Here is a 26,663-nt window from a genome sequence, read left to right as displayed (position 1 = left end):
ACGGAGGCGTAAGTCTAAAGAGCGCTACCCCCAGCGGCAAGCAAAGGCTTGCCGCTGGATGCAGTGTGGGTCAGATCATCCGCCACAGTTCTTGCGGCATGCCAGCGTAGGCCGCCAGCTGGGGCATCAGGAACGACTGGATCACCTGGATGGCGATGAAGGCGAAGATCGGCGAAATGTCCATGCCACCGAGGTTCGGCACCAGGCGACGGAACGGCGCCAGTACCGGCTCGCTGATCTGGTAGGCCAGCTCGGCGGCCGGGTTGTGGCTGTTCGGCGCGACCCACGAGACGATGACCATGACGATCATCGCCACCCAGAAGATTTTCAGGAACAGCGAGGTGATGCCCAGGATCGACCACATCAGCAGGTGCAGGATATCGCCGAAGGTGCCGTAGGTGACCATCAGCACAAAGGCCATCAGCAGCGCCTGGATAAGGATCGACAGCAGCAGCGAGGAGGTGTCCAGGCCGGCGATGCTGGGGATCACCCGGCGCAGCGGCTTGAGCAGCGGCTGGGTGGCGCGTACGGCGAACTGGCTCAGCGGGTTGTAGAAGTCGGCCTTGACCAGTTGCAGCACGAAGCGCAGCAGGACGATCACCAGGTACAGGCTGACCAGTGTTTGCACCACGAAGATCGCGGCGCCGGACAATGCATTCATCAATGGCTCCTTATTTACCCAGTTGTTCGGCCAGTTCGGCGGAACGTTTCGCCGCGGCCTGAAGTGCCTGCTCGACGATCGCCTCGAAACCGCTGGCCTGGAACGACTTGATCGCCGCCTCCGTGGTGCCGGCCGGCGAGGTCACACGGCGGCGCAGCTCGGCGGCGTCGACATCGCTGGCAACCGCCATGCGGGCGGCGCCCAGGGCGGTCTGCAGGGTGAGTTGCGAGGCGGTTTCGCGCGGCAGGCCGAGTTTCTCGCCGGCGGCGGTCATCGCTTCGATCAGCAGGAAGAAATAGGCCGGGCCGCTGCCGGAGACGGCGGTGACGGCATCCAGCTGTTGTTCTTCGTCCAGCCACAAGGCGGTGCCGACAGCCGACAGCAGTTGCTCGGCCTGCTGGCGCTGCTCGGTGGACACTTCTGCGGTGGCGTACAGGCCGCTGACGCCCTGGCGCAGCAGCGCCGGGGTGTTGGGCATGCAGCGCACCACCGGGATCGCGCCCAGCCAGGCCTGCAGGCTGGCGCAGGTGATGCCGGCGGCGATGGACACCACCAGCTGACCGGACTTGAGGTTCGGCTTCAGCGTTTCGCAGACGGCCTTCATGACCTGCGGTTTGACCGCCAGCACGATCACGTCGACGCCCTCGATGGCCTGGGCGTTGCTTTCGAAGGCTTCGATGCCGTGCTCGGCCTGGATCCGCGCGCGGGTCTCGGCACCCGGGTCGCTGGCACGAATCTGCGCGGCGTCCAGGCCCTGGGCACGCAGGCCGCCGATCAGGCTGGCGGCCATGTTGCCGGCGCCGATAAAGGCAATACGAGTCTTGCTCATGTCAGGTCCTTGAGGGAAAGAGTGAGTTAAGCATGGATTCAGGGCTGCCCGTAGTCGCGGGCGCCGAACAGGGCGGTGCCGATGCGGACCCAGGTCGCACCTTGGGCGATGGCGGCTTCCAGGTCGTGGCTCATGCCCATCGACAGGGTGTCCAGGCCGAGATTCAGCTGTACCTGGAGTTGGCGCAGGATGGCAAAGGCGGCTTCCTGCTCGGCGCGGTCCTCGGTCGGCTCCGGAATCGCCATCAGGCCGCGCAGGCGCAGGCCGGGCAGGGCGTTCACCGCTTGGGCCAGGGCCGGCAACTCGACAGGCGCGCAACCGGACTTGCTGTCCTCGCCGCTGACGTTGACCTGCAGGCAGACGTTCAGTGGCGCCAGGCCGGCAGGGCGCTGCTCGGAGAGGCGTTGGGCGATCTTCAGGCGGTCCACGGAATGTACCCAGTCGAAATGCTCGGCGATGGCCTTGGTCTTGTTCGATTGAATGGGGCCGATGAAGTGCCAGATCAAGGGCAGGTCGGAAAGTGCCTGTTGTTTTGTCAGGGCTTCCTGAAGGTAGTTCTCGCCCATATCGCGCAACCCGGCGGCGTAGGCCTCGCGAATCGCGCTGGCGGGCTTGGTCTTGCTCACCGCCAGCAGCTGGATGCTGGCCGGGTCGCGTCCGGCGGCCTTGGCCGCGCTGTCGATGCGGGTGGCAATGGCGTCAATGTTGTCTGCTAGGGTGGACATGGTTCGTCGCCGACGGCTTTGGGGTCTGCGGCATTCTACCTGCTTGATCGCCGTTGGGGAGTCTCATGGATGTGACCGACCTCTTGCGCAGGGCCCTGGCTGCCGCTGCCAGCGACCTGCACCTGGCCGCGGGCGAGCGGCCGCTGCTGCGCGTGGATGGGGTGTTGCAGCGCCTGGACCTGCCGGTGCTGACGGCAGGAGCGCTGGAAGACGGGATGGCTGCCGTGCTTGATGACGAGCAGCGGCGACAGTGGGCTGCCGGCGAAGAGTTGGACCTGGCGGTGAGCCTGGATGGGCTGGGGCGCTTTCGGCTGAACCTGTTCCGCCAGCGCAATGGCCCGAGTGCCAGCGTGCGTTTGATCCCCGCGAGCGTGCCCTGTCTGGAGGTGCTTGAGCTGGTAGATGTATTTCAAATCATCTCCCAGTACCGGGATGGCTTCATCTTGGTGGGCGGGGCCACCGGCAGTGGCAAGTCGAGCACCCTGGCGGCGCTGATCGATCGGCTCAACCGCGAATACGCATTGCATATCGTCACGCTCGAGGACCCGATCGAGTTCATCCACGCCAGCCAGCGCAGCCTGGTCAACCAGCGTGAGGTCGGCCTGCATAGCCGTGACTTTGCCCAGGCCCTGCGCAGCGCCCTGCGTCAGGACCCGGACGTGATCATGATCGGTGAGCTGCGCGATCTGCACAGCATTCGCCTGGCGATGCGCGCCGCGGAGACCGGGCACCTGGTACTGGCCACCGTGCATACGCGATCGGCGGTAAGCAGTATCGACCGGCTGGTGGAGGTGTTCGCGCCGGAGGAAAAGCCGCTGGTGCGCAGCATGCTGGCCGACTCCCTGCGGCTGGTGGTCGCGCAGGTGCTGGTTCGGCGATCAGGCGGCGGTCGGGTCGCGGCGCGGGAGGTGCTGGTGGCGACGCCGGCGGTGCGCAACCTGATCCGCGAGGGGCGTCTGGCGCAGATTCATTCGCTGATGCAGGCTGGTGCGGCTGTGGGGATGTGCACGATGGAGGGTGCGCTGCAGGCGCTGGAAGCGCGGGGGATTATCGACAGGGCCTCAAACTGATCGCGGGGCAAGTCGCGCCGGCGCACCGCGATCGGCGATTCAGCGTTTGGCCAGGCTCAGCGCCTGTTGCTGCTGCTTGGGCAGCACGCGCTTGGCCACCACGTAGTGCTTCTGCCAGTAAGGTTTCTCCAGGCTGTCGATGCTCACCCGCTTGCCGGTGCGTGGCGCGTGGATGAAGCGGTCGTTGCCCAGGTAGATGGCGACGTGGTTGACCCGACGGCTCTTGATGTTGAAGAAGATCAGGTCGCCTGGCTTGAGGTCGCCCTTGGCCACCTTGACGCCCTGGCCTTGGGCCATGGCGTTGGAGGTGCGCGGCAAGTCGACATCCGCCACGTCGTTGAACGCATACTTGACCAGGCCGCTGCAGTCGAAGCCCTTCTTCGGGCTGCTGCCGCCCCAGCGATAGGGGGTGCCAAGCACGTTCACCGCACGGCTGAGCACTTCGCTGCTCTGCTTCGGCGACATCGCCACCGCCTGCATGCCCACGGCATGCTGCTTGGCGGCATTGGCCGGACGCGTGCGCAGGCTGTTGGTGCTGCGGTACTGGATCGGGGCGCGTTTCACCGTGGCGTCGGCGTTGGTCGTGTAACCGGTGAATCCGCTGGGAAGACGTTGCTCACGGTTGGTGGCGTGGGCGGCCAGGGGCAACAGAAGGCAGAGGGTCAGCCATGTCTTGAAGAAAGGTGGCATAGATGAAGCTCTTATAAGTGTTGGCGCGCAACTTTATAACAGCTTTTTGATCAAACTTTGATCCGTTGGTCGCTCTGCCACGTACCATATGTCGGGTAAAAACGGAAAAGTCACATTTTCCGTTAGAAAATTTTCGGCTATCCCACGAGGGTTTCGAATGAATGGTTATCAACAGGGTGTCCCTTCGCACGACACCCACAGCAAGGTGCTCGGCTATCTGCTGTGGATTTTCGGTTTCACCGGCTCACACCGTTTCTACTACGGCAAGCCGATCACCGGGACGATCTGGTTCTTCACCCTCGGGTTGCTGGGTATCGGTTGGCTGATCGACCTGTTCCTGATCCCGTCGATGGACCGTGAGGCGGACATGCGCTTCGAATCGGGCGGGGTGGATTACAACCTGGCGTGGATCCTGCTGACCTTCCTGGGCATTTTCGGCGTGCACCGGCTGTATCAGGGCAAGTGGATCAGTGCCTTGATCTACCTGTTCACCGGCGGTCTGTTCCTGCTGGGCGTGCTGTATGACTTCTGGACGCTCAACAGCCAGATCTCCCAGGTTAACGCCGAGCGTCGCCGGGTATGAAAAAAAGGCCTCGTCGCTGAATGCGGCAAGGCCTTTTTCGTTACTGGCGCCGCTGTTGCAGCAGCAGGTTGCTGAAGCCTGCCCCGGCCAGTTGCTTCTGTGCCACGGTCAGCTGTTCACGGTTGCTGAACGGGCCGACCATCACGCGGTACCAGGTCTCTTCCTTGACCGTGCCCGACTCCACCTTGACCGCCTGGCCAAGCAGGATGATCTGCGCACGGACCTTGTCGGCATCCGCCTGCTTGCGGAACGAGCCAGCCTGCAGGAAGAACTGGGTGGTGGCCGCCGGTTTGATCACCGGTGGCGCTGGTGGCGGTGTCTGCCCCAGCAGCGCGGCCTGGGCGCGGGCGGTGTCGATCTTCGCCGCTTCTGCCGGCGTAACCGGCGTGCTCGGCACAGGCGGCTGCGCCGGGACCGGCGGGGTCTTCTCCGGCACCGCCTCGGGCGGCACGATCACTTCCGACTCCGGCAGCAGAGTGTAGAAGTCGTACTTCGGCTTCACCGGCTGCTGTGGCGTCGGCGTGGTGGTCTTGCTCGCCTCGGCGACCTTCTCCGGCTTCTGCTGCTCGGGCTTGGTGCGCTTGATGTCGCCGCCGCCGGGCTCGAGTTTCATCAGGAAGACGATGAAGGCGCCGACCGTCAGGCCGACCGCCAGCCACACCCAGCCCGGGATCGGCTGCTTGCTGGCAGGCGGCTGGGAGCGGCTGGCGCCGCGCTTGGGTGCGGGTTTCTTCTTTGCAGCCAACTTACATGCGCTCCAGGGTTTCCAGGCCGAGCAGTTCCAGGCCCTGCTTGAGGGTGCGGCCGGTCAGGGCAGCCAGGCGCAGGCGGCTCTGCTGCTGTTCGGCGGTTTCGGCGGAAAGGATCGGGCAGTTCTCGTAGAAGCTGGAGAACAGGCCGGCGAGGTCGTACAGGTAGCTGCACAGCACGTGTGGCGTGCCTTTTTCGGCGACGCTGTTCAGGATCTCGCCGAACTGCGCCAGGCGCGCGGCCAGGTCCTGCTCGTGCGCGGCCTGCAGGACGATGCTGCCGTCGACTTCATCGAAGCCCTTGCCGAGCTTGCGGAACACGCCAGCCACGCGGGTGTAGGCGTACAGCAGGTACGGCGCGGTGTTGCCTTCGAAGTTGAGCATCAGCTCGAAGTTGAAGCTGTAGTCGCTGGTGCGGTGCTTGGACAGGTCGGCGTACTTGACCGCGCCGATGCCGACCACCTCGCCGATGTGGCGCAGTTCGTCCTCGGCCAGCGAAGGATTCTTCTCCTTGACCAGCGCGTAGGCGCGGTCCTTGGCCTCGGTGAGCAGGTCGATCAGCTTGACGGTGCCGCCATCACGGGTCTTGAACGGGCGGCCATCGGCGCCGTTCATGGTGCCGAAGCCCATGTGCTCCATCTTCATCGGGTGGCCGACGAAACCGGCGCGGCGAGCCACTTCGAACACCTGGTTGAAGTGCAGGGCCTGGCGCTGGTCGACGAAGTACAGGGCGCGGTCGGCGTTCAGCGTGTTGCTGCGGTAGCGCACGGCGGCCAGGTCGGTGGTGGCGTACAGGTAGCCGCCGTCGGCCTTCTGCACGATCACCGGCAGCGGCTCGCCCTCGGCGTTCTTGAACTCCTCGAGGAACACGCACTGGGCGCCCTGGTCCTCGACCAGCAGGCCCTTGGCCTTGAGGTCGGCGACCACGTTGGCCAGGTCGGCGTTGTAGGCGCTCTCGCCCATGACGTCGGCCATGGTCAGCTTGACGTTGAGCAGCTCGTAGGTCTTCTGGCAGTGCGACAGCGAGATGTCCTTGAAGCGCGTCCACAGGGCCATGAACTCAGGGTCGCCGGCCTGCAGCTTGACCACCAGGCCGCGGGCGCGGGTGGCGAACGCCTCGGACTCGTCGAAGCGCTTCTTGGCGGCGCGGTAGAAGTTCTCCAGGTCCGACAGCTCGTCGCTGGTGATCGGGTTTTCTTCCAGGTAGGCCAGCAGCATGCCGAACTGGGTGCCCCAGTCGCCCACGTGGTTCTGGCGGATGACGTCATCGCCGAGGAATTCCAGCACGCGCGCGACGCTGTCACCGATGATGGTCGAGCGCAGGTGGCCGACGTGCATTTCCTTGGCCAGGTTCGGCGCCGACATGTCGATCACCACCTTCTCGGCCGGGCCGGCCTTGCGCACGCCCAGGTGCTCGTCGGCCAGGGCGGCGTCGAGGCGGCTGGCCAGGGCGTCGGTGTTCTGGAAGAAGTTCAGGAAACCGGGGCCGGCGATCTCGACCTTGGTGATGTCGGGGCTGGCCGGCAGCCTGGCGATGAGTTTTTCGGCCAGATCGCGCGGCTTCATGCCGGCTGGCTTGGCCAGCATCATGGCGATGTTGCTGGCGAAGTCGCCGTGGGTCTTGTCCCGGGCGTTTTCCACCTGGATCGCCGGCGTCAGCCCTTCAGGCAGCACACCGTCGGTGACGAGTTGGGTGAGGGCTTGCTGGATCAGCTGGCGAATGGTGTCTTTCATGGGATTCTCTTTTCGACCGCAAGCGCGGTGAGCGCTTCGATGCGCAGGTGGAAAAACTGGGCATTATCCGTTGCCGGGGACGGGTTGCCAACCTTTTGGGGCCAGGCCACTGTCATAGCGGGGCAAGCCAGCTCCCACGGTAACCTTGAAGCATTCAGTACAGGTCCACCGGATCCACATCCAGCGACCAGCGCACCTGCCGCCCCGATGGCATCTGCTCCAACACTAGCAACCAGGCACTGATCAGTCGATGCAGCTGAGCCCGGGCATTGGCCTGGAGCAATAGTTGCGCGCGGAAGCGGCCCGCCCGTCGTTCCATGGGCGCCGGGACCGGGCCGAGCAGCTCGGTGCCATGCAGGCCTTGTTCGGCCATGACCCGCTCGGCGGCGGCGCAGGCTTCGTCGAGGAAGCCCTCGGCCTGGCCCGGCTTGTGCGCATCCGCACGCAGCAGGGCCAGGTGGGCGAACGGCGGCAGACCGGCGGCGCGACGTTCGCTCAGGGCCTGCTCGGCGAAAGCGAAGTAGCCCTGCTCGGTCAGTTGGACCAGCAGCGGATGGTCGGCCAGGTGGGTCTGCACGATGACCTTGCCCGGCTCTTCGGCGCGTCCGGCGCGACCGGCAACCTGGACGATCAGCTGGGCCATGCGCTCGCTGGCGCGGAAGTCGCCGGAGAACAGCCCGCCATCGGCATCAAGAATCGCCACCAGGGTGACGCGAGGGAAGTGGTGCCCCTTGGCCAGCATCTGGGTGCCAACCAGGATGCTCGGTTGACCGCGCTGGATGGTGGCGAACAGGTTGTGCATGGCGTCCTTGCGCGAGGTGCTGTCGCGGTCCACGCGCAGGATCGGGTAGTCGGGGAACAGCACCTTGAGCCGCTCTTCGGCGCGCTCGGTGCCGGCCCCCACCGGACGCAGGTCGACGTGGGCGCACTGCGGGCACTGCAACGGCAGGCGTTCGTCATAGCCGCAGTGGTGGCAGCGCAGCACGGCGGAACGCTGGTGCACGGTCATGCGCGCATCGCAGCGCGGGCACTCGGAGAGCCAGCCGCAGTCGTGGCACAGTAGCGTCGGAGCGAAGCCGCGGCGGTTGAGGAACACCAGCACCTGCTGGCCAGCCTCCAGGGTCTGGCGGATGGCCTGTTGCAGCGGGCCGCTGATGCCGCTGTCCAATGGCAGGCTGCGTACGTCCAGGCGCAGGAAACGTGGTGCCTTGGCGCCACCGGCGCGCTGGTTCATGCGCAGCAGGCCGTAGCGGCCGCTGTGGGCGTTGTGCAGGCTTTCCAGCGACGGCGTGGCCGAGCCCAGCAGGATCGGGATGTTCTCCTGGTGGGCGCGGACCACGGCCAGGTCGCGGGCGTGATAGCGCAGGCCTTCCTGCTGTTTATAGGAACCGTCGTGTTCCTCGTCGATGATGATCAGGCCCGGGTTCTTCATCGGCGTGAACAGCGCCGAGCGGGTGCCGATGATGATGTCGGCGTCACCATCGCGGGCCGCCAGCCAGGCGTCCAGGCGTTCGCGGTCGCCCACCGCCGAGTGCAGCAGGGCGATGCGGGCGTTGAAGCGCTGCTCGAAGCGTTGCAGGGTCTGCGGGCCGAGGTTGATCTCGGGGATCAGGATCAGCGCCTGCTTGCCGGCTTCGAGGGTTTCGCGAATAAGCTGCAGGTACACCTCGGTCTTGCCGCTGCCGGTGACCCCGGCCAGCAGGTAGGCGTGGAAGGCGCCGAAGCCCGCGCGCACCGCCTCGAACGCCGCGCGCTGCTCCTCGTTGAGCGGCAGCTCCGGTTGGGCCAGCCAGTGCTCGTGGCGCGCGGCGGGCAGGTGGCGGCGGACTTCGACGCTCACCAGCTCCTTGGCCAGCAGCAGGTCGAGGCTGTCCTTGTTCAGGCCCAGCTTGCTCAACAGGCTGTGGGCTACGCCGTGGGGGTGCTGCGACAGGGTCTTGAGGGCATCGCGCTGGCGCGGGGCGCGGGCGATGCGCGGATCCTCCAGGCGTGCCCCGGGGGCGACGTGCCAGAAACGCTCCTGGCGCGCCTCGGCCGGCTCGCCTTGGCGCAGCAGGGTCGGCAGGGCCCAGCTCAAGGTGTCGCCCAGGCTGTGCTGGTAGTACTGCGCCGTCCACAGGCACAGCTTGAACAGTGCGGGTGGCACGGGCGAAACCGGGTCGAGCAGGGCGCTGGCCGGCTTGAGCTTGTCGGCGGGGACTTCGCTGTGCGTGGCGATCTCCACCAGCACGCCGATCATCTCGCGGCGGCCGAATGGCACGCGGATGCGCATGCCGGGCGTCAGTGCCTGGCGCGCCATGCTCGCGGGCGCCCGGTAGTCGAACAGGCGACGCAGGGGCGAGGGCAGGGCAAGGCGCAGGATGACGTCGGACACGCGGAAGGTCTCTGGAGGGCGTTTCACAAATCAGGCGAGCCTAGCAGACGACGGTCGGTGCAAGCGACAACTTGCGCTGCGGCCGCGCTCTGGTATTATTCGCCGCCTAATTACGTGCGGTATTCAACAATAGGTGTTGGGTGGCGGCACGCAGCTCGAGGAAGTGACCATGAAAGCAGATATTCATCCGAACTACGAAGTAGTTGCAGTCACCTGCAGCTGCGGCAACAAGTTTGAAACCCGTTCGACCCTGGGCAGCGTCCTGGCGATCGACGTTTGCAACCTGTGCCACCCGTTCTACACCGGTAAGCAGAAAGTCCTGGACACCGGTGGTCGCGTACAGAAGTTCGCCGATCGCTTCGGTATGTTCGGTACCAAGAAGTAATCATGCGCATGGCGAATCTCTCGAGGTTCGCGTTGCTGCAAAAGAAGGCGCCCCTTGCGGGCGCCTTTTTTGTGGGCGCGATCTGGCATTTTCCGGCCCTGGCCTTCTGTCCGTTGCCCGAGCAGCCGCAGCAGGTGACGGTGCGCCAGGTAGTCGACGGCGACACCTTGCGCCTGACTGACGGGCGCAACGTGCGGCTGATCGGCATCAATGCGCCCGAGATCGGCCGCAAGGGCCGCACCAGCGAGCCTTACGCCGAGGCTGCGAAACGGCGCCTGCAGGCGCTGGTCGAGGCCAGCAATGGTCGCGTCGGCCTGGTCCCGGGCGTGGAACCCAAGGACAAGTACGGTCGTACCCTGGCGCACATCTATAGCCGTACTGGCGACAATCTCGAAGCACAATTGCTCAGCGAGGGCCTCGGCTACCGAGTCGCCATCGCCCCCAACGTGGCCTTGTCGGGCTGCCAGCAACAGGCCGAGCAGCAGGCGCGCAATGCCGGGGCCGGGTTGTGGCGCCAGTCGCCGGTAGTGCGTGCGAGGGAAGTCAGGCAGTCCGGTTTTGCCGTGATCGGCGGCAAGATCAAGGGTATCGAGCGCAACCGTGGCGGTATCTGGCTGGAGCTCGACGATGCCGTGGTGCTGCAGGTCCCCGCTCGTCTGCAGCAGCGCTTCCCCGCCAGCTTCTTCGCTAACCTCAAGGGACGCCAGGTCGAGGCGCGTGGCTGGGTGTTGGACCGATCCCGCAAGGGAGGGCTCAAGCCCGGGCAGCGACGCTGGCTGTTGCCATTGACTGATCCGAGCATGTTGGCGGCTGTTTCAGGGTAAATAGTTGTAGACATTTTGCTATTGGATTGTACACACTGGGTCCCGTAAGCCCCGTGGGTTATAGCGTAAAGTCGTAGGCCAAAGGCCTTGACACATAGTGACCGGGCAGTCTTGTCGCCCCCCGGCTCTTTGCGTATCCTCGGCGGTCCGTCAGAACAGTAAACAGCGGAATGCCCATCATGTCAGACCTGAAAACCGCCGCTCTCGAATACCACGCCCAGCCCCGTCCGGGGAAGCTGAGCGTCGAGCTCTCCAAGCCCACCGCCACCGCCCGTGACCTCGCCCTGGCCTATAGCCCTGGCGTCGCCGAGCCTGTGCGCGAGATCGGCCGTGATCCGGAGCTGGCCTACAAGTACACCGGCAAGGGCAACCTGGTTGCGGTGATTTCCGATGGCACCGCCATCCTCGGTCTGGGCGACCTCGGCCCGCTGGCCTCCAAGCCGGTAATGGAAGGCAAGGGTGTTCTGTTCAAGCGTTTCGCCGGTATCGACGTGTTCGATATCGAAGTCGAGTCGGAGAGCCCGCAGGCCTTCATCGACACCGTTCGCCGCATCTCCATCACCTTCGGCGGCATCAACCTGGAAGACATCAAGGCACCTGAGTGCTTCGAGATCGAGCGCACCCTGATCGAACAGTGCGACATTCCCGTCTTCCACGATGACCAGCACGGTACCGCCATCGTTACCGCCGCCGGAATGATCAACGCCCTGGAAATCGCCGGCAAGAAGCTCGAGGAGGCGAAGATCGTCTGCCTGGGCGCCGGTGCCGCCGCCATCTCCTGCATGAAGCTGCTGGTAAGCATGGGCGCCAAGGTCGAGAACATCTTCATGATCGACCGCAGCGGCGTGATCCACGCCGGCCGCGACGACCTGAACCAGTACAAGGCCCAGTTCGCCCACGCCACCGACAAGCGCACCCTGGCTGATGCACTGAACGGCGCCGATGTGTTCGTCGGCCTGTCCGGTCCGAACCTGCTGAGCCCGGAGGGCCTGAAGTCGATGGCCGCCAACCCGATCGTGTTCGCCTGCTCGAACCCGGATCCGGAAATCGCTCCGGAGCTGGCTCACGCCACCCGCAGCGACGTGATCATGGCCACCGGTCGTTCCGACTACCCGAACCAGGTCAACAACGTACTGGGCTTCCCATTCATCTTCCGCGGTGCCCTGGACGTTCGCGCCAAGCGCATCAACGAAGAAATGAAGATCGCCGCCGCCATCGCCCTGAAGGACCTGGCCAAGCAGCCAGTGCCGAAGGAAGTCTGCGAAGCCTACGGCGTACAGGCCCTGGAATTCGGCCGCGAATACATCATTCCGAAGCCGCTGGATGCCCGTCTGATCACCGTGGTTTCCGATGCCGTGGCCAAGGCCGCCATCGAATCCGGCGTGGCCACCCTGCCGTATCCGAAGCACTACCCGCTGAAAAGCGTGGATGACGTGTTCAACGGCTGATCCGGTCGTAGCGTCATGAAAAAGCCCCGGCTCGTGAGAGTCGGGGCTTTTTGCTTGCCGCTGTCAAAGCATCGCGCAGCTGTCCCGCGCTGTGGTCAGAACAGATCCATCGGCGCCGCTTCATCCGCCGGCAGCGGGCTGCCGGGGACGGCGCCATTGCCCAGCTCGTCTACCGAAGGTGGCGAGTCCTCGGCCTTGAACAGCTCGAAGTAGGCATTCGGTGTGCCTGGTGTGGCGGCGCGGCCGCTGACCGGGTCGACACGCAGGCTGAGAATGCCTTCCGGCTCGGCCGGTGCGTGCTCAGGCTTGCCCTTGAGCGCCGCGCCCATGAAGCTCATCCAGATCGGCAACGCCACGGTGCCGCCGTACTCGCGTCTGCCTAGGGTTTCCGGCTGGTCGAAGCCTACCCAGACGGTAGTGACGAAGTCGGCGTTGTAGCCGGAGAACCACGCATCCTTGGACTCGTTGGTGGTACCGGTCTTGCCTGCCAGGTCCGTGCGGCCGAGGGCCAGGGCGCGGCGGCCGGTGCCGCGTTTGATCACATCCTGCAGCATGCTGGTGAGAATGTACGAGGTGCGCCCGTCGATGATCTGCTCGGCCACGGCGGGTACCTGCGGCGCCGGGGCGGTCTGGCCGAGGGCCGACGGTGCTTCGCCCGGCATCGGCGCGACGCTGATCGCCTGCTCGGGGGCGGCGAGGCCGGCCTGGTCCTGGCTGCCCTGGGGCACCCGTGCCGGGTTGGCGGTGAACAGGGTTTCGCCGTTGCGGCTTTCGACGCGCTCGATCAGGTAGGGGCTGATCTTGTAGCCGCCGTTGGCGAAGGTGCTCCAGCCGGTGGCGATCTCCATCGGCGTCAGGGTCGCGGTGCCCAGTGCCAGCGACAGGTTGCGCGGCAGGTCCTGCTTGTTGAAGCCGAACTTGGCGATGTAGTCGATGGTGCGGTCCACGCCCATGGCCTGCAGCAGGCGGATCGAAACCAGGTTGCGCGACTTGTACAGCGCCTCGCGCATGCGGATCGGGCCAAGGAAGGTATTGGTGTCGTTCTTCGGGCGCCAGACCTTGTCCAGGTACTCATCGACGAACACGATCGGCGCGTCGTTGACCAGGCTGGCGGCGGTGTAGCCGTTGTCCAGCGCGGCGCTGTAGACAAAGGGCTTGAAGCTCGAGCCCGGCTGGCGCTTGGCCTGCATGGCGCGGTTGTAGTTGCTCTGCTCGAAGGAGAATCCGCCGACCAGGGCGCGGATGGCGCCGTTGTAAGGGTCGAGGGTGACCAGGGCGCTCTGGGCCCCAGGTACCTGGCTGAACTTGAGCTTGCCGTCCTCCAGGCGCTGCAGGCGGACCAGGTCGCCGACCTGGGCGACGTCGCCGGGCGATTGTGGCGAACGTCCCTGTGAGTTGCTGCTGAGGTATGGGCGGGCCCACTTCATGGTATCCCAGGCCACATTCTCTTCCAGCCCGCTGCGGGTCATCACCTTCAGGCCCGTCTTCTCGACCTGGGTGACGATGGCCGGCTCCAGGCCGCCGAGGGTGCGCTGCTTGCCCAGTTCCTGCAGCCAGGCCGCACGGGTCTTGCCCGGGAAGCGTGCCTCGGGGCCGCGGTAACCGTGGCGTTCGTCATACTCGCTGAGGCCGTTGAGCACCGCGCTGTTGGCCATCTGCTGCATGTCGCTCGGCACCGTGGTGGTGACGCGGAAACCTTCGGTGTAGGCGTCGCTGCCGTAGCGGCCGACCATCTCGGCGCGGGCCATCTCGGCGACATAGGGGGCGTTCACTTCCGGAGTCGGCACGTGGTAGCTGGCGTTCAGCGGTTCGGCCAGGGCCGCCTGGTAGCTGGCTTCGTCGATCTTGCCGAGCTTGTACATGCGTCCGAGGATCCAGTCACGGCGCTCCTTGGCGCGTACCGGGTTGGCCAGGGGGTTGAAGCGCGAGGGCGCCTTGGGCAGGCCGGCGATCATCGCCATCTGCGCCAGGCTTACGTCGCGAATCGACTTGCCGTAGTACACCTGCGCAGCGGCATCGATGCCGTAGGCGCGGTTGCCCAGGTAGATCTTGTTGACGTAGAGCTCGAGGATCTCGTCCTTGGTCAGCTCGCGCTCGATCTGCAGGGCCAGCAGGATCTCGTTGGTCTTGCGCGAGAAGCTGCGCTCGCTGGTGAGGAAGAAGTTCTTCGCCACCTGCATGGTGATGGTGCTGCCGCCGGTCTGGATATGCCCGGACTTGAGCAACTGCGATGCCGCGCGCATCAGGCTGCTGGGATCTACCCCGTAGTGGTTGAGGAAATTGTCGTCTTCGGCGGACAGAAGCGCCTGGATGAACTGTGGGGGAATTTCCTGGAACTTGATCGGCGAGCGCCGCATCTCGCCGAACTCGGCAATCAGCTTGCCGTCGCTACTGTACACCCTCAGGGGGATTTGCAACTGGACGCTTCTGAGCGATTCGACCGAGGGCAGGCTGGGGCTAAGATACAGAAACGCACCGCTCACACCGAGCACGAGCGCGCAGATGACGGCGACGAGAGACCACCAGAAGAACTTCAGCAGACGTATCAAGGCTTTTGGGTGTCCAGGTTGAGGAGTGGATTGCGCGCGGGGCCGGCGGACAGGAAAACGCTGGCCATTATAAGCATTTTTCGTCCCACCGGGTGACCGCCCGGGGCGTAGGACGACCGCTCGCGCCACTACGGCGCGGGCTGCCGATGACCAGAAAGGAACAGCCATGCTTGGATGCTTTGGCAGGGACGCCGGTTCACTGCTGGGGGTGGAAATTGCCTCCGGTTCCATAAGAATGCTGCACCTGCATCGCCAGCGCGGCGGTTGGCGTGTGCAGGGGTGGGCGCAGGAGCGCTTCGAGCCGGCGACGCCTGGCTGGGTGGCATCCGACGAGGCGCAGGGGTTGGTGATGGGGTTGCGGCGGGCCCATGTTCAATGTCGAACCAGGCAGTTGCGCGTCGCCCTGGCATTGCCCGCCTCTCAGGTCATCTGCAAGCGTTGCCGGTTGCCTGCCGGGCTGGCCGACCTTGGTATCGAGGCGGCCGTGTTGGCTCAGGCCGAGCAGTTGTTTCCCTTCCCGCTTGAGGATCTGGCCCTTGACTACTGGGTGCAGGGTGCATGCGCCGATGATCCCGGGCAATTCGAAGTGCTGGTGGTGGCCTGCCGGCAAAGCCAGCTCGATCCGTGGGAGCGGGTGTTTGCCAAGGCCGGATTGCAACTTGAAGCCGTGGAGGTGGACAGCTTCGCGCTACGGCGAGCGTTGCTGTCTGAGGCGCAGGCTCGCTCAGCTGTGCTGCTGCAGTTGGAGCCGGGCGAAGTGGTCATGCACCGCTGGCACGGCGACCCCATTGCGCAGCGCCAGCGGCTCGCCCTGGGCTCGCCGGCGCACTGGGATGTCGCTGTCGATAGCCTCTGGCGGTTGGATGAGCAGGCGCCCATCGCTGACGTTGTCCTGTTCGGCTCCGCTGCCGATGAAGCCCGGGCGGCGCATTTGCGAGAACGCCTGGATGTGAAATGCCAGGTGGGTTGCCCGCTCCCGCTGGCAGGTCTCCGGGAGCATGATGGCCTTTGTGCAGCTTCGATGGTCCTGGCCTGCGGCTTGGCCATGGGAGGCCGGGCATGAGGGTGAGACTGAACTTGATGCCCTGGCGCGAGCACCGCAGGGCCAGGGCTGTGCGGCAATTTCAGATCAGGCTCGTAGTCACCCTGGTGGTGGCCCTGGGCGCGGTCACATGGCTCGATCAGATGGCGCGGTCGCGCCTGGCCCGACAAGCACTGATAGTCGTCTCGCATCAGGCGGAGCTCGAGCGGATCGATATCTCGCTGAGGCAGGTCGATCAACTGCGCGGCAGGCGGGAGGCGTTACAGGCCGAGCATGCCGCGTTGTCTGCACTCGGCACAGGGCGGTCGCAGATGCCTGATTTGTTCCTCGCCCTTGAGCAGGCCCTGCCAGAAGGTGCTCGCTTGACGGAGGTGGATGTCGAGGCGGGACGCTTGCGCCTGGGCGGTCTGGCTGCCTCTGCGACGGTGGTCGCCCAGTTCATGCGCGACCTGGAGCACGTTGGCGTGGTGCGGGACCTCGAGCTCGTTCAGCTCAGGCGTCATGACGAGGGTGACGCGTTCCTGCTGGCGGCGCGATTGCTGGCGGGCGAGTCGTGACCCGCCTGTGGCTCCTTGACTGGCAGGCGCTGGCAGGTCGGTCGGGAGTGGTGAGGTCCGTGGTGTGCCTGTCGCTCGCGCTCATGGTTGCTTGTGTGGGCTACCTGGTACGTCTGCGTGATCCGGTTCAGGGGCATTTCGAGTCTGTCCGGCAACAGCTCCAGCTACAGGATGAACTGGCGCAGCGCAGGGCGCGCCTCGTCGAACTGGGTGTGGAGCAGCGGGCGCTTGAACATGCCCGGACGCTTTTGCAGGCGACACGATGGCGGCTGGCCGCGGGAGAGGGCATGAGCGAGCTACTCGATCAGTTGGCGCTATCGGGGCAGGAACATGGCCTGGTATTCGAGCGAGTCGAGGTGCAGGAGGCAAAGCAGGCGCCAGCGTATCGAGTGCAACCGCTGGAAATCGCGGTGTCGGGACAGTATCCGGCGCTGCGCCTGTGGCTGGAGCAATCGCTGCGGCAGTTGCGTCTGTTGAATGTGGACCGGCTCAGGCTGGCCCTGAAGGATGGGGGCATCGGGCAAATCGCCGCCCAGTTGCGATTGCATGCCTACCACCCTGGGGAAGAGCTGCCGGTCCCGGCGTCATTGGCGGACGAGCCGGCCCAGGCGGTCTTGTCGAAGACGGCATTCGACCCTTTCCGGGCTTGGTTGCCCCCGAGTGAGGACAGTGGGCTGGCGCATGTTCCATTGGCACGGTTGGAGATGGTCGGCAGCCTCTCCCAGGCGGGGCGGCGACAGGCATTGCTGCGCTTCGCAGGTCGCCTGTACCGGGTCGCGGAAGGCGATCGACTGGGGCTCGAAGGAAGTGTCGTGGTGGCCATTGAGGTTGACCGGGTGGAGGTCCAGGAGCGGATCTACATCGATGGGCGCTGGCAAGCACATCCCAGGTATCTGGTTCTTGGGACGCATGAACAAGGAGAGGTCAGGGATGGGACCGAGGCAATGGTTGAGCGGCGTGCTATTGATGTTGGGGCTTCAGGCGACGCAGGCCGAGACGTTTCAGGGTGAGCCGATGTCGCTCAACCTCCAGGACGTCGAGCTGCGTTCGGTGCTTCAGGTCATGGCCGATCACGCGGGCGTCAACCTGGTGGTCGGCGACTCGGTGCAGGGACGGATTACCCTGCGCCTGGAAGACGTGCCCTGGGAGCAGGCGCTTGATCTGGTGCTGCGCAGCAAGGGCTTGGGCAGGCGCCGGGAGGGGAATGTGCTGCTGGTTGCTCCTGTGGCAGAGCTCGCTGGGCAGGTCCAGGGCATCGAGCCACTGCAGCGTGAATTGATCCCTGTCTTCCATGCCAAGGCCGGCGAGCTGGCGGAGCTGCTGCTGGCGAGCCTGGCGGACGACCGTGCCCTGGCCGGGCGTGGCAGCCTCAGTGTGGACGCTCGCACCAATACCCTGGTAGCCACCCAGCCTGCCGCGCGGCTCGCCGAACTGCGCAGGCTGGTCACTCAGCTGGATGTGCCGGTGCGCCAGGTCATGATCGAGGCACGGATCGTCGAGGCCAATGTCGATTACGAAAAGGCCCTGGGCGTGCGCTGGGGTGGACCGCTGTATGGCTCGGACCGCCGGCTGGGCAGCGACCTTTTCGTCGATCTTGGCGTCGAGCGGGGAGGTGCCGCGTTGGGAGTGGGGCTGCTGCGCAGCGATATCCTGCTCGATCTGGAGCTCAGCGCCATGGAAAAAAGCGGCAATGGCGAGATCATCTCCCAACCCAAGGTGGTCACGGCCGACAAGGAAACCGCGCGCATACTCAAGGGCACCGAAGTGCCCTACCAGGAAACCACCCGCAGTGGCGCCACTTCGGTCTCCTTCCGAGAGGCGTCCCTGTCGCTGGAGGTGACGCCGCAGATCACGCCGGACGGCAAGGTGATCATGGCGGTGCGGGTGACCAAGGACGAGCCGGACTTCATCAATGCCCTCAACGATGTGCCGCCGATCCGCAAGAACGAGGTCAACGCCAAGGTGCGGGTCACCGATGGGCAGACCATTGTGATTGGTGGCGTGTACTCGACGTCGCAGAACAAAGTGGTCGACAAGGTGCCATTTTTTGGCGATCTGCCGTATGTTGGGCGGCTGTTTCGACGCGATGCATTACAAGAGAAAAAATCCGAGCTGCTGGTCTTCCTGACTCCGCGTATCATGAGTGACCAGGCGATTGCTGTGAGTCGTTGATTCTGTGCGAAATTTGATACTTGTGGGGCCCATGGGCGCTGGTAAAAGCACCATCGGGCGCCTGTTGGCCAAAGAGCTGCGCCTGCTGTTCAAGGATTCCGACAAGGAAATCGAACTGCGAACCGGCGCCAACATCCCGTGGATCTTCGACAAGGAAGGCGAGCCGGGCTTTCGTGACCGCGAGCAGGCGATGATCGCCGAGCTCAGCGCGCTCGACGGCGTGGTCCTGGCCACCGGCGGAGGCGCGGTGATGCGCGACGCCAACCGTGCGGCGCTGCGCGCCGGCGGACGGGTGGTCTACCTGCACGCCTCGGTGGAGCAGCAGGTGGGACGCACCTCCCGTGACCGCAACCGACCGCTGTTGCGTACCGCCAACCCGGAGGCCACGTTGCGCGCCCTGCTGGAGGCGCGCGACCCGCTGTATCGCGAAATCGCCGACCTGGTGGTGGAAACCGACGAGCGGCCACCACGCATGGTGGTGCTCGACATCCTCGAGCGCCTGCAGAAGTTGCCGCCCCGCTGAGCGGGGTCTATCCTCGGCGACCAACGCCGAGACGGGGCTGAACGTCACCGCGCGGGGCCGAACCGCCACCGCGTCCAAGCACATTGTGGGGATACATGCAGACACTAAAGGTCGACCTGGGCGAACGTAGCTACCCGATCTACATTGGCGAAGGCCTGCTGGACCAGCCCGAGCTGCTGGCGCCGCACATTGCCGGGCGGCAGGTTGCCATCGTCTCCAACGAGACCGTCGCGCCCCTGTACCTCGAACGCCTCAGCAAGACCCTGGGCGCGTATTCGGTGCTGCCCGTGGTGTTGCCTGACGGCGAGGCCCACAAGAACTGGGAAACCCTGCAGCTGATCTTCGACGCCCTGCTCACCGCCCGCCATGACCGTCGCACCACCGTGGTTGCCCTCGGTGGCGGCGTGATCGGCGACATGGCCGGCTTTGCCGCGGCCTGCTACCAGCGCGGCGTCGACTTCATCCAGGTGCCGACCACGCTGCTGTCCCAGGTGGACTCTTCGGTGGGCGGCAAGACCGGCATCAACCACCCGTTGGGCAAGAACATGGTCGGCGCTTTCTATCAGCCCAACGCGGTGCTGATCGACACCACCAGCCTGAAGACCCTGCCCGAGCGCGAGCTCTCCGCAGGCCTGGCCGAAGTCATCAAGTACGGCCTGATCTGCGACAAGCCGTTCCTCGCCTGGCTTGAAGACAATATGCAGGCGTTGCGCGCCCTGGACTCCGCCGCCCTGACCGAAGCCATCCGCCGCTCCTGCGCGGCCAAGGCCGCCGTGGTCGGTGCCGACGAGCGCGAATCGGGCGTGCGTGCCACGCTCAACCTTGGCCACACCTTCGGCCATGCCATCGAAACACACATGGGCTATGGCGTCTGGCTGCACGGCGAAGCCGTGGCGGCGGGCACGGTGATGGCCCTGGAAATGTCCATGCGCCTGGGCTGGATCGACCAGCCGGCGCGCGATCGCGGAATTCGCCTGCTGCAGGACGCAGGATTGCCGGTGGTGCCACCACAGGAAATGACCCCGGCGCATTTCATGGAGCACATGGCGGTCGACAAGAAAGTGCTCGACGGGCGCCTGCGCCTGGTGCTGCTGCGCCAGATGGGCGAGGCCGTCGTCACCGACGACTATTCGACAGAGATTCTTCAGGCCACCCTGGCGGCGGATTACCGCGCGATCGTGGCCCAGCTTTGAGGTTGTGACAACGCAATGACCAGTCTGCATGCCGATGAGGCGTTCCTCGACCATTACCAGTTGAGCCACGATCCGTTCGCACCGCGGGTGCCCGGCTTCAAGTTCTTCCCCGCCCAGCGCAAGCCGGTGCTGGGCCAGTTGCATCACCTGGCGCGCTACAGCCAGCTGATGCTGGTGGTCAGCGGCCCGGTGGGCAGCGGCAAGACCCTGCTGCGCCAGGCCCTGGTGGCCAGTACCAACAAGCAGTCGGTGCAGAGCGTGGTGGTGTCCGCCCGTGGCGCCAGTGACGCTGCCAGCGTGCTGGGCCAGGTGGCGCAGTCGCTGAACGTGGCGCAGCCGGAGGTGCAGGCGATCCTGTCGCAGGTGGTTCAGCTGGCGCTGACCGGCCAGGAAGTCTATCTGCTGGTGGACGATGCGGAACAACTCGACGAGTCGGCACTCCAAGCGTTGCTGGAGTTGGCGGCAGGCGTGGCCGAAGGGCGCCCGCATGTGTTCCTGTTCGGCGAGCCTTCGCTGATTGCCGGGCTGGAAGAGCTCAATGCCGATGGCGAGCGCTTCCATGTCATCGAGCTGGCCCCGTACAGCGAGGAAGAGACTCGCGAGTACCTGGAACAGCGCCTGGAAGGCGCCGGCCGGGGCATCGAGGTGTTCAGCGCCGAGCAGATCGTCGACATCCACGAAAACTCCGACGGTTGGCCTGGGAACATCAACCAGGTCGCCCGCGATACCTTGATCGAAGCCATGATCGCCAGCCGTACCACGGTCAAGCGACCATCCATGGGGTTCAAAATGCCTAAGAAACACGTGCTCGCGTTGTCCGCTGTGGTCGTGGTCGCCGTTGGCGCGGCGGTCCTGATGCCCAAGAAGGGCGACAAGGCCCCGACCGAGGCGCCGGCCGCCCAGGCTCAATTGCCACTGGGGCAGGGCAGCAACGGCGCGCCCGCCATCGAGTTCTCCGGTTCCTCGCAACCGATGCCGCTGCCGCTGGTCGGCCAGTCGCAGCCGGTGATGCGCGAGCCCCTGGCCCAGGCCGCCGGCATGGGCGAGGGCGAAGAGGGTGGGCCTGCGGGTGATACCGCTTTGCAGCCTGCCGCGCCGTCGGCCGCCGTGCCGCCGACCGTGACCACCATCGCGCCGCCGCAAGGTGCCACCGCCAGCCCGGCACCAGCTCCTGCCCAACCGGTAACCACCGCTCCGGCACAGTCGGTTGCGCCTGCGCCGAAGCCTGTCGCAACCCAGCCAGTAAAACCGGTTGCACCCGCCAAGCCCGCCCCGGCCCCAACCCAGGTCGCCAGCGCCAAGCCCGCCAGCAAGCCTGCCGAGAAAACCGCCACGGGCGGCGCCGGCAACAGCAGCTGGTATGCCGGCCAGAAACCGGGCAATTACGTGGTGCAGATCTTCGGCACCAGCTCCGAGGCGTCGGCCCAGTCGTTCGTCAAGGCGCAGGGTGGCGACTATCGCTACTTCAAGAAAAACCTGCAGGGCAAGCCGCTGTTTGTCGTCACCTACGGCAACTTCGCCAGCCGCGACGCCGCTGCTGCGGCAATCAAGAACTTGCCAGCCAAGGTCCAGGCTGGTAAACCTTGGCCACGTACCGTCGGCAGCGTCCAACAAGAGCTGGCCACGGCCCGCTGATACCTTCCGGGCGGCACCACCCCGCCGCCCAGTTGCTGAGCGACTTCTAGCTTTCGATCAGCCTGCTGCGCCCGAGCGCGGCAGGCTTTTCTGTCCCAGACTGCCGGCCACAAGCCCTGTGTTGCAGTCATGGCTGAAACGCTTCAGACTCTAGTCAAGCCGTACCACGGCGCATGGCCCAAAAACATTCAAAATTGCGACATAAATTTTCAATGGTGAGACATGAAAATTTGTGGGCGTCGCTGTCGCTGTGCAACAATGGTTTTCCATGACCACCGCAAAAAAGCTGGCGTTTGATCGGCGTGGATGGTAAGTGGTTGTTAAAAAAGAGATTTGCCTCCGGTTGAGAGGTGAACCTGGTGAGAAAGTGTCTATGAAAACAGGTCTGTACCATCCCGAAGAATTCAAGGACAACTGTGGTTTCGGCCTGATCGCCCATATGACGGGGCAGCCGAGTCACCACCTTCTGCAAACCGCCATGCAGGCGCTGACCTGCATGACCCACCGCGGCGGCATCAACGCCGACGGCAAGACCGGCGACGGTTGCGGTCTGCTCATACAGAAGCCCGATCAATTCCTGCGTGCCGTGGCCCAGGAACACTTTGCCGTCGAGCTGCCCAGGCAGTACGCCGTCGGCATGGTGTTCTTCAACCAGGACCCGGTCAAAGCCCAGGCCGCCCGCGCCAACATGGACCGCGAGATCGTCAACGCCGGCCTCAAGCTGGTCGGCTGGCGCAAGGTGCCGATCGATACCAGCGTCCTCGGCCGCCTGGCTCTGGAGCGCCTGCCGCAGATCGAGCAGGTGTTCATCGGTGGCGAAGGTCTGAGCGACCAGGAGTTCGCCATCAAGCTGTTCAGTGCCCGTCGCCGTTCGTCCGTGGCCAATGCCCACGACGCCGACCACTACATCTGCAGCTTCTCGCACAAGACCATCATCTACAAAGGCCTGATGATGCCGCGCGATCTCGCGGCGTTCTATCCGGACCTGGGCGACGAGCGCCTGCAGACCGCGATCTGCGTGTTCCACCAGCGCTTCTCCACCAACACCCTGCCGAAGTGGCCGCTGGCCCAGCCCTTCCGCTTCCTCGCCCACAACGGCGAGATCAACACCATCACCGGCAACCGCAACTGGGCCATGGCCCGTCGCACCAAGTTCGCCAACGACCTGATCCCCGATCTCGAAGAGCTCGGCCCGCTGGTCAACCGCGTCGGCTCCGACTCCTCGAGCATGGACAACATGCTCGAGCTGATGGTCACCGGCGGTATCGACCTGTTCCGCGGCGTGCGCATGCTGGTGCCGCCGGCCTGGCAGAACGTCGAGACCATGGACGCCGACCTGCGCGCCTTCTACGAATACAACTCCATGCACATGGAGCCGTGGGATGGCCCGGCCGGCATCGTCATGACCGAGGGCCGCCACGCGGTGTGCCTGCTCGACCGCAACGGCCTGCGCCCGGCGCGCTGGGTGACCACCACCAACGGCTACATCACCATCGCCTCGGAAATCGGCGTATGGGGCTACCAGCCCGAGGAAGTCCTGGCCAAGGGCCGTGTCGGCCCGGGCCAGATCCTTGCCGTGGACACCGAGACCGGGCAGATCCTCGACACCGACGCCATCGACAACCGCCTGAAGTCGCGCCATCCGTACAAGCGCTGGCTGCGCCAGCACGCCACGCGCATCCAGGCGACGCTGACCGACGACCAGGGCGTGGCCAGCTACGACGCCGACCAGCTCAAGCAATACATGAAGATGTTCCAGGTCACCTTCGAGGAGCGTGACCAGGTGCTGCGTCCGCTCGGCGAGCAAGGCCAGGAAGCGGTCGGCTCGATGGGCGACGACACGCCGATGGCCGTGCTGTCGCAGCGCGTGCGCTCGCCGTACGACTTCTTCCGCCAGCAGTTCGCCCAGGTGACCAATCCGCCGATCGACCCGCTACGCGAGGCGATCGTGATGTCCCTGGAAATCTGCCTGGGCGCCGAACGCAACATCTTCCAGGAGTCCCCCGAGCACGCCTCGCGGGTGATCCTCAGCTCGCCGGTCATCTCGCCCGCCAAGTGGCGTTCGCTGATGAACCTGGAGCGCGAAGGCTTCGACCGCCAGCTGATCGACCTCAACTATGAAGAGAGCGTCGGCCTCGAAGCGGCCATCCGCAACATCGCCGACCAGGCCGAGGAGGCCGTGCGTGGCGGCAAGACCCAGCTGGTGCTGAGCGACCGCTACATCGCCCCGGGCAAGCTGCCGGTCCACGCCTCGCTGGCCGTTGGCGCGGTGCACCACCGCTTGACCGAACAGGGCCTGCGCTGCGACAGCAACATCCTGGTCGAGACCGCCACCGCCCGTGACCCGCATCACTTTGCCGTGCTGCTGGGCTTCGGTGCCTCGGCCGTCTACCCGTACCTGGCCTACGAAGTGCTGGCCGACCTGATCCGCACCGGCGAGGTGCTGGGCGACCTGGACGAAGTCTTCAAGTACTACCGCAAGGGCATCTCCAAGGGCCTGCTGAAGATCCTGTCGAAGATGGGTATCTCCACCATCGCCTCGTACCGTGGCGCCCAGCTGTTCGAAGCCGTGGGCCTGGCCGAGGAAGTGGTCGGCCTGAGCTTCAAGGGCGTGTCGAGCCGCATCAAGGGCGCACGTTTCGTCGACCTCGAGAGCGACCAGAAGCTGCTGGCCGCCGAGGCCTGGAGCGCGCGCAAGCCGATCCAGCAGGGTGGTCTGCTCAAGTTCGTCCACGGCGGTGAATACCACGCCTACAACCCGGATGTGGTCAACACCCTGCAGGCCGCCGTGCAGCAGGGCGACTATGCCAAGTTCAAGGAGTACACCACGCTGGTCGACCAGCGTCCGGTGTCGATGATCCGCGACCTGCTCAAGGTCAAGGTCGCCGAGCAGCCGCTGGCGCTGGACCAGGTCGAGCCGCTGGAGGACATCCTCAAGCGTTTCGACTCCGCCGGCATCTCTCTGGGCGCGCTGTCGCCGGAGGCCCACGAGGCCTTGGCCGAGGCGATGAACCGCCTGGGCGCGCGCTCCAATTCCGGCGAGGGCGGTGAAGACCCGGCCCGCTACGGCACCATCAAGAGCTCGAAGATCAAGCAGGTGGCCACCGGCCGCTTCGGCGTGACCCCTGAGTACCTGGTCAATGCCGAGGTGCTGCAGATCAAGGTGGCCCAGGGCGCCAAGCCCGGCGAGGGCGGCCAGCTGCCGGGCGGCAAGGTCAACGGCCTGATCGCCCGGCTGCGCTACGCGGTGCCGGGCGTGACCCTGATCTCGCCGCCGCCGCACCACGATATCTACTCGATCGAAGACCTGGCCCAGCTGATCTACGACCTCAAGCAGGTCAATCCGCAGGCGCTGGTGTCGGTCAAGTTGGTGGCAGAGGCCGGCGTCGGCACCATCGCCGCGGGCGTGGCCAAGGCCTATGCCGACCTGATCACCATCTCCGGCTACGACGGTGGCACCGGCGCCTCGCCGCTGACCTCGATCAAGTACGCTGGCGCGCCATGGGAACTGGGCCTGGCCGAAACCCACCAGACCCTGCGCGGCAACGACCTGCGCGGCAAGGTGCGGGTGCAGACCGACGGCGGCCTGAAAACCGGCCTGGACGTGATCAAGGCCGCCATCCTCGGCGCCGAGAGCTTCGGCTTCGGCACCGCGCCGATGATCGCCCTGGGCTGCAAGTACCTGCGCATCTGCCACCTGAACAACTGCGCCACCGGCGTGGCCACGCAGAACGACAAGCTGCGCAAGGATCACTACATCGGCACCGTCGACATGGTGATCAACTTCTTCACCTTCGTCGCCGAAGAGACCCGCGAGTGGCTGGCCAAGTTGGGCGTGCGCAGCTTGGGTGAGCTGATCGGCCGCGCCGACCTGCTCGACGTGCTGCCGGGCGACACCGAGCGCCAGCATCACCTCGACCTGTCGCCGCTGCTGGGCAGCTCGCACATTCCGGCCGACAAGCCGCAGTTCTGCGAAGTCGACAAGAACCCGCCGTTCGACAAGGGCGAGCTGGCCGAGAAGATGGTCGCCATGGCCCTGCCGGCGATCCGCGACCAGGCCGGTGGCGAGTTCAGCCTCGACATCTGCAACTGCGACCGCTCCATCGGTGCGCGCATCTCCGGCGAGATCGCCAGGCTGCACGGCAACCAGGGCATGGCCGCGGCGCCGATCACCTTCCGCTTCAAGGGCACCGCTGGCCAGAGCTTCGGCGTTTGGAACGCCGGTGGCCTGAACCTGCACCTGGAAGGCGACGCCAACGACTACGTCGGCAAGGGCATGACCGGTGGCAAACTGACCATCGTGCCGCCAGCCGGCAGCCCGTTCGAAACCCAGCACAGCGCCATCGTCGGCAACACCTGCCTGTACGGTGCCACCGGCGGCAAGCTGTTCGCCGCCGGCACCGCGGGCGAGCGCTTCGCTGTGCGTAACTCCGGCGCCCACGCTGTGGTCGAGGGCACCGGCGATCACTGCTGTGAATACATGACCGGCGGCTTTGTCTGCGTCCTGGGCAAGACCGGTTACAACTTCGGTTCTGGCATGACGGGCGGCTTCGCCTATGTGCTCGACATGGACAATAGCTTCGTCGACAAACTCAACCACGAGCTGGTGGAAATCCAGCGCATCAGTGGTGAGGCGATGGAGGCTTACCGCAGCCACCTGGCACGGGTCCTGGGCGAGTACGTGGAAGAAACCGGCAGCGAGTGGGGGCGTGAGCTCTCCGAGAACCTGGACGACTACGTGCGGCGCTTCTGGCTGGTCAAGCCGAAGGCGGCCAACCTCAAGCAACTGCTGTCCAGCACCCGTGCCAACCCGCAGTAAGAACAGCTGCAAGTGACGGCCCCGTTTGCGGGGCCCGTCCTGCTCAAGTGATTGTCTTGCAGCTTGCGGCCTAAGGCCGGCAACTGCGGTAAAGAGGTTTT

At 65.3% G+C, this 26,663-nt stretch carries 21 protein-coding genes; 13 read left to right on the top strand and 8 right to left on the bottom strand.

From position 1 onward, the window contains the following. Positions 1–70: 70 nt before the first annotated feature. From AC25MA_RS08235 to AC25MA_RS08225, 3 genes are read right to left on the bottom strand one after another with little or no spacing between them, the layout of a single operon-like run. A complete protein-coding gene (locus AC25MA_RS08235; RefSeq protein ID WP_028689124.1) occupies positions 71–661 on the bottom strand; it encodes a YggT family protein in 591 nt (196 codons plus the stop codon). 10 nt (positions 662–671) lie between these two features. Beyond that, a complete protein-coding gene (gene proC, locus AC25MA_RS08230) occupies positions 672–1,490 on the bottom strand; it encodes a pyrroline-5-carboxylate reductase (protein ID WP_028689123.1) in 819 nt (272 codons plus the stop codon). 38 nt (positions 1,491–1,528) lie between these two features. Beyond that, positions 1,529–2,215 carry a YggS family pyridoxal phosphate-dependent enzyme gene (locus tag AC25MA_RS08225; RefSeq protein WP_213882763.1) on the bottom strand — a complete coding sequence of 229 codons (687 nt, stop codon included), beginning with the start codon at positions 2,213–2,215 and terminating at the stop codon, positions 1,529–1,531. Positions 2,216–2,280: 65 nt separating this feature from the next. On the opposite strand from AC25MA_RS08225, the gene AC25MA_RS08220 reads away from it, so the two are divergent. Next, positions 2,281–3,285 (top strand): type IV pilus twitching motility protein PilT, encoded by a 1,005-nt coding sequence (locus tag AC25MA_RS08220; protein ID WP_069016535.1) that lies wholly within the window; start codon positions 2,281–2,283, stop codon positions 3,283–3,285. A gap of 39 nt (positions 3,286–3,324) precedes the next feature. Here the strand turns inward: AC25MA_RS08220 and AC25MA_RS08215 are convergent, their stop codons facing one another. Continuing rightward, complete coding sequence (locus AC25MA_RS08215) at positions 3,325–3,975, bottom strand: C40 family peptidase (RefSeq protein ID WP_069016536.1); 651 nt, start codon at positions 3,973–3,975, stop codon at positions 3,325–3,327. Between the two features lie 157 nt (positions 3,976–4,132). On the opposite strand from AC25MA_RS08215, the gene AC25MA_RS08210 reads away from it, so the two are divergent. Beyond that, positions 4,133–4,558, top strand: coding sequence for an NINE protein (locus AC25MA_RS08210; protein ID WP_028689119.1), 426 nt, complete (start codon positions 4,133–4,135; stop codon positions 4,556–4,558). Between the two features lie 40 nt (positions 4,559–4,598). Here AC25MA_RS08210 and AC25MA_RS08205 read toward each other — a convergent pair whose 3' ends face one another. The 3 genes from AC25MA_RS08205 to AC25MA_RS08195 all read right to left on the bottom strand — a co-directional run bounded on the left by AC25MA_RS08205 (position 4,599) and on the right by AC25MA_RS08195 (position 9,415). After that, the gene (locus AC25MA_RS08205; protein ID WP_062362824.1) at positions 4,599–5,303 is read right to left on the bottom strand and encodes an SPOR domain-containing protein; all 705 of its coding nucleotides are present in this window, start codon (positions 5,301–5,303) and stop codon (positions 4,599–4,601) included. A gap of 1 nt (position 5,304) precedes the next feature. Then, positions 5,305–7,041: an arginine--tRNA ligase gene (gene argS / locus AC25MA_RS08200; RefSeq protein WP_486971941.1), complete on the bottom strand. Its 1,737-nt coding sequence runs from the start codon at positions 7,039–7,041 to the stop codon at positions 5,305–5,307. Between the two features lie 154 nt (positions 7,042–7,195). After that, positions 7,196–9,415, bottom strand: coding sequence for a primosomal protein N' (locus tag AC25MA_RS08195; RefSeq protein ID WP_486971940.1), 2,220 nt, complete (start codon positions 9,413–9,415; stop codon positions 7,196–7,198). Positions 9,416–9,584: 169 nt separating this feature from the next. Between AC25MA_RS08195 and rpmE the strand changes: the two genes are divergently transcribed. The 3 genes from rpmE to AC25MA_RS08180 all read left to right on the top strand — a co-directional run bounded on the left by rpmE (position 9,585) and on the right by AC25MA_RS08180 (position 12,072). Further along, positions 9,585–9,800 (top strand): 50S ribosomal protein L31, encoded by a 216-nt coding sequence (gene rpmE, locus AC25MA_RS08190; protein WP_011531746.1) that lies wholly within the window; start codon positions 9,585–9,587, stop codon positions 9,798–9,800. Positions 9,801–9,802: 2 nt separating this feature from the next. After that, positions 9,803–10,624 carry a thermonuclease family protein gene (locus tag AC25MA_RS08185; protein ID WP_069016539.1) on the top strand — a complete coding sequence of 274 codons (822 nt, stop codon included), beginning with the start codon at positions 9,803–9,805 and terminating at the stop codon, positions 10,622–10,624. Between the two features lie 179 nt (positions 10,625–10,803). Beyond that, positions 10,804–12,072: a malic enzyme-like NAD(P)-binding protein gene (locus AC25MA_RS08180; protein WP_028689114.1), complete on the top strand. Its 1,269-nt coding sequence runs from the start codon at positions 10,804–10,806 to the stop codon at positions 12,070–12,072. Between the two features lie 95 nt (positions 12,073–12,167). Here the strand turns inward: AC25MA_RS08180 and AC25MA_RS08175 are convergent, their stop codons facing one another. After that, positions 12,168–14,618: a penicillin-binding protein 1A gene (locus AC25MA_RS08175; RefSeq protein WP_486971968.1), complete on the bottom strand. Its 2,451-nt coding sequence runs from the start codon at positions 14,616–14,618 to the stop codon at positions 12,168–12,170. A 169-nt stretch (positions 14,619–14,787) separates the two neighbouring features. Between AC25MA_RS08175 and pilM the strand changes: the two genes are divergently transcribed. The 8 genes from pilM to gltB all read left to right on the top strand — a co-directional run bounded on the left by pilM (position 14,788) and on the right by gltB (position 26,562). Beyond that, complete coding sequence (gene pilM, locus AC25MA_RS08170) at positions 14,788–15,684, top strand: type IV pilus biogenesis protein PilM (RefSeq protein WP_028689112.1); 897 nt, start codon at positions 14,788–14,790, stop codon at positions 15,682–15,684. Then, positions 15,681–16,220, top strand: a complete 540-nt coding sequence (locus tag AC25MA_RS08165; RefSeq protein ID WP_486971939.1) for a PilN domain-containing protein — start codon at positions 15,681–15,683, stop codon at positions 16,218–16,220. The genes pilM and AC25MA_RS08165 overlap by 4 nt, the downstream gene beginning before the upstream one ends. Beyond that, positions 16,217–17,230 carry a pilus assembly protein PilP gene (locus tag AC25MA_RS08160; RefSeq protein ID WP_486971938.1) on the top strand — a complete coding sequence of 338 codons (1,014 nt, stop codon included), beginning with the start codon at positions 16,217–16,219 and terminating at the stop codon, positions 17,228–17,230. Before AC25MA_RS08165 ends, AC25MA_RS08160 begins: the two co-directional genes overlap by 4 nt. Continuing rightward, positions 17,187–18,392 (top strand): type IV pilus secretin PilQ, encoded by a 1,206-nt coding sequence (locus tag AC25MA_RS08155; RefSeq protein ID WP_486971967.1) that lies wholly within the window; start codon positions 17,187–17,189, stop codon positions 18,390–18,392. Before AC25MA_RS08160 ends, AC25MA_RS08155 begins: the two co-directional genes overlap by 44 nt. A 4-nt stretch (positions 18,393–18,396) precedes the next feature. After that, positions 18,397–18,915, top strand: a complete 519-nt coding sequence (gene aroK / locus AC25MA_RS08150) for a shikimate kinase AroK (RefSeq protein WP_028689109.1) — start codon at positions 18,397–18,399, stop codon at positions 18,913–18,915. 95 nt (positions 18,916–19,010) lie between these two features. Further along, positions 19,011–20,108: a 3-dehydroquinate synthase gene (aroB, locus tag AC25MA_RS08145; protein WP_088852015.1), complete on the top strand. Its 1,098-nt coding sequence runs from the start codon at positions 19,011–19,013 to the stop codon at positions 20,106–20,108. Between the two features lie 15 nt (positions 20,109–20,123). After that, positions 20,124–21,743, top strand: a complete 1,620-nt coding sequence (locus AC25MA_RS08140; protein WP_186594740.1) for an AAA family ATPase — start codon at positions 20,124–20,126, stop codon at positions 21,741–21,743. Positions 21,744–22,116: 373 nt separating this feature from the next. Next, on the top strand, positions 22,117–26,562 hold the full coding sequence (gene gltB, locus AC25MA_RS08135) for a glutamate synthase large subunit (protein WP_486971937.1): 4,446 nt from the start codon (positions 22,117–22,119) through the stop codon (positions 26,560–26,562). The last annotated feature ends 101 nt before the right edge of the window (positions 26,563–26,663 follow it).

The organism is Pseudomonas sp. P65(2024) (assembly GCF_057480955.1).
This window is presented reverse-complemented; position numbering and strand designations above follow the sequence as displayed.

Coding starts and splice junctions, on each gene's coding strand:
- AC25MA_RS08220 (WP_069016535.1), top strand. CDS start 2,281: ATGGATGTGACCGACCTCTTGCGCAGGGCCCTGGCTGCCGCTGCCAGC.
- AC25MA_RS08155 (WP_486971967.1), top strand. CDS start 17,187: ATGTTGGGGCTTCAGGCGACGCAGGCCGAGACGTTTCAGGGTGAGCCG.
- aroB (WP_088852015.1), top strand. CDS start 19,011: ATGCAGACACTAAAGGTCGACCTGGGCGAACGTAGCTACCCGATCTAC.
- proC (WP_028689123.1), bottom strand. CDS start 1,490: ATGAGCAAGACTCGTATTGCCTTTATCGGCGCCGGCAACATGGCCGCC.
- pilM (WP_028689112.1), top strand. CDS start 14,788: ATGCTTGGATGCTTTGGCAGGGACGCCGGTTCACTGCTGGGGGTGGAA.
- gltB (WP_486971937.1), top strand. CDS start 22,117: ATGAAAACAGGTCTGTACCATCCCGAAGAATTCAAGGACAACTGTGGT.
- AC25MA_RS08185 (WP_069016539.1), top strand. CDS start 9,803: ATGCGCATGGCGAATCTCTCGAGGTTCGCGTTGCTGCAAAAGAAGGCG.
- AC25MA_RS08215 (WP_069016536.1), bottom strand. CDS start 3,975: ATGCCACCTTTCTTCAAGACATGGCTGACCCTCTGCCTTCTGTTGCCC.
- AC25MA_RS08225 (WP_213882763.1), bottom strand. CDS start 2,215: ATGTCCACCCTAGCAGACAACATTGACGCCATTGCCACCCGCATCGAC.
- argS (WP_486971941.1), bottom strand. CDS start 7,041: ATGAAAGACACCATTCGCCAGCTGATCCAGCAAGCCCTCACCCAACTC.
- rpmE (WP_011531746.1), top strand. CDS start 9,585: ATGAAAGCAGATATTCATCCGAACTACGAAGTAGTTGCAGTCACCTGC.
- AC25MA_RS08180 (WP_028689114.1), top strand. CDS start 10,804: ATGTCAGACCTGAAAACCGCCGCTCTCGAATACCACGCCCAGCCCCGT.
- AC25MA_RS08210 (WP_028689119.1), top strand. CDS start 4,133: ATGAATGGTTATCAACAGGGTGTCCCTTCGCACGACACCCACAGCAAG.
- AC25MA_RS08140 (WP_186594740.1), top strand. CDS start 20,124: ATGACCAGTCTGCATGCCGATGAGGCGTTCCTCGACCATTACCAGTTG.
- AC25MA_RS08235 (WP_028689124.1), bottom strand. CDS start 661: ATGAATGCATTGTCCGGCGCCGCGATCTTCGTGGTGCAAACACTGGTC.
- AC25MA_RS08165 (WP_486971939.1), top strand. CDS start 15,681: ATGAGGGTGAGACTGAACTTGATGCCCTGGCGCGAGCACCGCAGGGCC.